This window comes from Clostridium sp. (assembly GCF_021443865.1).
Lineage (GTDB): Bacteria > Bacillota > Clostridia > Clostridiales > Clostridiaceae > Clostridium.
Genome location: NZ_JABUTB010000035.1, coordinates 115,659 through 119,523 on the forward strand (window position 1 = coordinate 115,659; position 3,865 = coordinate 119,523).

4 protein-coding genes and 1 pseudogene are annotated in these 3,865 nt (G+C 28.0%); 2 read left to right on the forward strand and 3 right to left on the reverse strand.

Features of this window, described 5'->3' with window-relative positions:
• Positions 1-27: 27 nt before the first annotated feature.
• Complete coding sequence (locus tag HUJ77_RS07930; protein ID WP_291708042.1) at positions 28-870, forward strand: 3-hydroxybutyryl-CoA dehydrogenase; 843 nt, start codon at positions 28-30, stop codon at positions 868-870.
• Between the two features lie 201 nt (positions 871-1,071).
• Positions 1,072-2,013, forward strand: coding sequence for a DNA glycosylase (locus tag HUJ77_RS07935; RefSeq protein WP_291708043.1), 942 nt, complete (start codon positions 1,072-1,074; stop codon positions 2,011-2,013).
• A gap of 69 nt (positions 2,014-2,082) precedes the next feature.
• Here the strand turns inward: HUJ77_RS07935 and HUJ77_RS07940 are convergent, their stop codons facing one another.
• The 3 genes and pseudogenes from HUJ77_RS07940 to HUJ77_RS07950 all read right to left on the reverse strand — a co-directional run.
• Complete coding sequence (locus tag HUJ77_RS07940) at positions 2,083-3,150, reverse strand: site-specific integrase (RefSeq protein WP_291708044.1); 1,068 nt, start codon at positions 3,148-3,150, stop codon at positions 2,083-2,085.
• 25 nt (positions 3,151-3,175) lie between these two features.
• Positions 3,176-3,634 (reverse strand): ImmA/IrrE family metallo-endopeptidase, encoded by a 459-nt coding sequence (locus HUJ77_RS07945; protein WP_291708045.1) that lies wholly within the window; start codon positions 3,632-3,634, stop codon positions 3,176-3,178.
• A 20-nt stretch (positions 3,635-3,654) separates the two neighbouring features.
• Positions 3,655-3,865: pseudogene (locus HUJ77_RS07950) on the reverse strand (XRE family transcriptional regulator); the annotation flags it as partial.

The window sequence follows — 3,865 nt, forward strand, 5'->3', positions numbered from 1 at the left end:
ATGCATTAAAATTGGAGGTTTTTTAATATGGAAAAGATTTTTGTAATTGGCGCAGGAACTATGGGAGCAGGAATTGTTCAAGCTTTTGCTCAAAAAGGATATGAAGTTATAGTTAGAGATATAAAGGACGAATTTGTTGAAAGAGGAATTAATGGTATCAACAAAGGATTATCTAAATTAGTTGCAAAGGGAAAAATGACTGAAGAAGATAAGGAAGCAATCCTTGGAAGAATAACAGGAACAACAGATTTAGCTCTTGCTGAAGATTGTGATTTAGTAATTGAAGCTGCTGTTGAAAATATGGCAATTAAGAAAACTATATTTGCTGAATTAGATGGAATATGTAAGGAATCTACAATATTAGCTTCTAATACATCATCTTTATCAATAACAGAAGTTGCATCAGCAACAAAGAGACCTGATAAAGTTATAGGAATGCACTTCTTTAATCCAGCTCCAGTAATGAAGCTAGTTGAAATTATAAGAGGTATGGCTACATCTCAAGAAACTTTTGATGCTGTAAAAGCATTATCAGTTGCTATTGGTAAGGAACCAGTAGAAGTTGCTGAAGCTCCTGGATTTGTAGTTAATAGAATACTTATTCCTATGATTAATGAAGCTTCATTCATTTTACAAGAAGGAATAGCTTCAGTAGAAGATATAGATACTTCAATGAAGTATGGTGCAAACCACCCAATGGGACCTTTAGCTTTAGGAGATCTTATAGGATTAGATGTATGCTTAGCTATTATGGATGTTTTATATAATGAAACAGGTGATAGTAAGTATAGAGCAAGTAATCTTTTAAGAAAGTATGTTAGAGCTGGATACCTTGGAAGAAAAACAGGCAGAGGTTTTTACACTTACTAAAATTAAGATAGATATTACCAAGAAAAGCTGTTGCAGTAAAATGCAATGGCTTTTTCTATTGTTGAATAATTTATTTTCATTAATACAAATTATTAGTTAGATATTATTTGACTATATGATATAATTAATTTTAGATAATACGAGAATATTTTGTAAAAATTTAGGGGAAACCTAAGGTAGTATATAATATGAGGTGAAAAAATGGATTATAGAAATGTTAAATTTGAAGATGATAAAGTTATAATTGAAGGAGTAAGAAACTTTAATATAAAACAAATATTAGAATGTGGGCAATGTTTTAGATGGGATAAGATAACAGATGAAAACTATATAGTTGTTGCCTTTGGAAGAGTAATAGAAATACTTCAAAAGGATGATGAAGTTATAATATATAATTCTAATGAAGAAGACTTTAATAATATTTGGTTATATTATTTTGATTTAGAAAGAAACTATGATGAAATTAAATCTGTATTAGCACAGGATGAAATACTTAGAAAAAGTGTTGAATTTGGTTATGGTATTAGAATATTAAATCAAGATCCTTTTGAAATGTTAATAAGCTTTATAATATCAGCAAGGAATAGTATTCCGTCAATAAAGAAAACAGTTAAGAAGATATGTGAAAACTGGGGAGAAAAATTAGAATATAAAGGTGAATTTTTTTATACCTTCCCAACTCCTAAGGCTATAAAGAATGCTACATTAGAAGAAATTCAATCAACAGGAGCATCTTTTAGAAGTAAGTACATAGTTGATACAATTAAAAAGGTTAATGATGCAATAGAAGTTAAAGAAGATATGGCACTTAATCCAGATAAGTATCCAGAAAGACCAGAAATTCTTGATTTTGATTTAGATTATATAAAGAGTTTAAATGATGATGAATGTCATATAGCTCTTCAAAAGTTTATGGGAGTTGGAGCAAAGGTAGCAGATTGTATAATGTTATTCTCAATGGCTAAACACTCTTCATTCCCTGTAGATGTATGGGTTAAGCGAGCTATGATTCATTTCTATGTAGCACCTGATGTATCATTAAATAAAATGAGAGTTTTTGCAAGAGATAAGTTTGGATTACTATCAGGTATGGCTCAACAATATCTTTTCTATTACGCTAGAGAAAATAAAATAGAAGTATAAAACATAAGCAATATCAAGGGTTTATTGACTTGAAAGTTAATTCGTCAAAAAAATCGTCAAAAATAATATTTAAAAAATTTTAGATAGTATGTTAGTAACATTAGTAAGCATATCATCAGTAACATGTGAGTAAGTTTTCATTGTTTGTTCGACATCATGCCCCATAAGTTTAGCAACAGTTTTAAAATCAACTCCACGAGAAATTAAAGTAGTTGCATAGGTATGTCTGAACTCATGAATTGAAAGATTATACCCTAGTTTCTTTGTATAATTTCTTAGCATAGCAGTTAATCCAGAGATACATTTATAAACTATAACTCTATTACTTATATCTATAGGGTTATAGTTTTTCCATTCAAGTAAAAGTTTTTTTACGTATGGAGGCATAGGAATAGTTCTATATGAGTTGGCTGATTTTAATTCTCCAAAACCTACAGTATTTTCATCTAGGTTTTTCCATTGGATATCTATAGATAAAGTGTTATTTTCAAAATTAATTTTATCCCATTTTAAACCTAAAATTTCTCCTATTCTAAGTCCACACATTCCAGCTAAGGAAAAAATAACTTTATATTTAATATTTGTAGATTTATTAATTAAGTCTTTTAATTCAGTTTCAGTTAAAGCTTTTTTATTACTTGGCTCTTTGGGAACCTTAATTTCTAGTTTATCAGCTGGTGATTTAGATATAATATTATAAGTATCTTTAGCACTATTAAATATTGCAGTAATTCTATTTTTGTATGTCCTTATCGTTCCATAAGATAATCCAGATCTTATCATATCATCTATACATTTTTGAAGATGTAGAGTGTTTATTTTATCCATTTCAATGTTATATAGTGGCTCAAAGTAATTTAAAGCCATATTATATAATCTTATTGTATTTTCTTGCATATGGAGTTGTATATGCTCTATATATAAGTTCTTAAACTCACCTAAGGTTATATTTTTAAGTTCTTGGTTTAGATTTTGATTGCTTTTCAATTCCTTTAATAATTTTTCAGCTTCAGGTTTTGCTTCTTTTTTAGTATTAAATCCTTGTTTACTTTTTTGTTTCCATTTACCATTTATCTTATAAGATATTATAAATTGCCAACCTTTATCTTTTTGCCTATAAGTTATATTATAATCCATAAAAACATCTCCTTTAAATGTGTATTTAATTGAATGATTTTCCTATATAAACAGTTGGTGTAAAATAAATAATATAATCATCTATTCTATGCATAACGCCATATTTACTTGAATAATACTCTAGAGCTTCATTTAAATACTCTACAGTTATACCTAGATATTCGGCCATCTCATATCTATTTTTACAGCCATATTCAAAAGCTTTTATTAATCCTAAAAGCCCTATATGTTTATTATATCCCCATTTTCGTGCTTTTAGTTCTTGTTTTCTATTATTAATATTATTTTGATTTCTTATATCACCTATTGTAAGATAATAGTGTCCTAACTCTTCAGCTAGAACACAAGCCTTATCATATTTAGATAAATTTCTATTAATAGCTATTCTATTACCCTTACAATGACCATCACGTGTTTTTAAATCTATTTCTTTAACAATTATTCCGAGCTCATCAGCTTCTATTAATAATTCTTCGTAAGTCAATTCTATCACCCTTTGTATTATTATTTCCACAAATCATTATCATTCATTATATCGTCGTCATGTTTATAATCTTCTTCAGTGAAATTACCATCTCTATCATGTGATGCCACAGGCATAAGATATTCTTTACCTTCTTCTTCCCATATTTCTTTTTTATTTTTAGATAGATTCACAACTTTATTATATTTATCTTGAGATGATAAAAGTTTTGAATAGTCAACTACTTTAATC

Excerpts from the sequence above, each read along its gene's own strand:
- HUJ77_RS07930 (WP_291708042.1), top strand. The coding sequence starts at position 28 with ATGGAAAAGATTTTTGTAATTGGCGCAGGAACTATGGGAGCAGGAATT.
- HUJ77_RS07940 (WP_291708044.1), bottom strand. The coding sequence starts at position 3,150 with ATGGATTATAATATAACTTATAGGCAAAAAGATAAAGGTTGGCAATTT.
- HUJ77_RS07935 (WP_291708043.1), top strand. The coding sequence starts at position 1,072 with ATGGATTATAGAAATGTTAAATTTGAAGATGATAAAGTTATAATTGAA.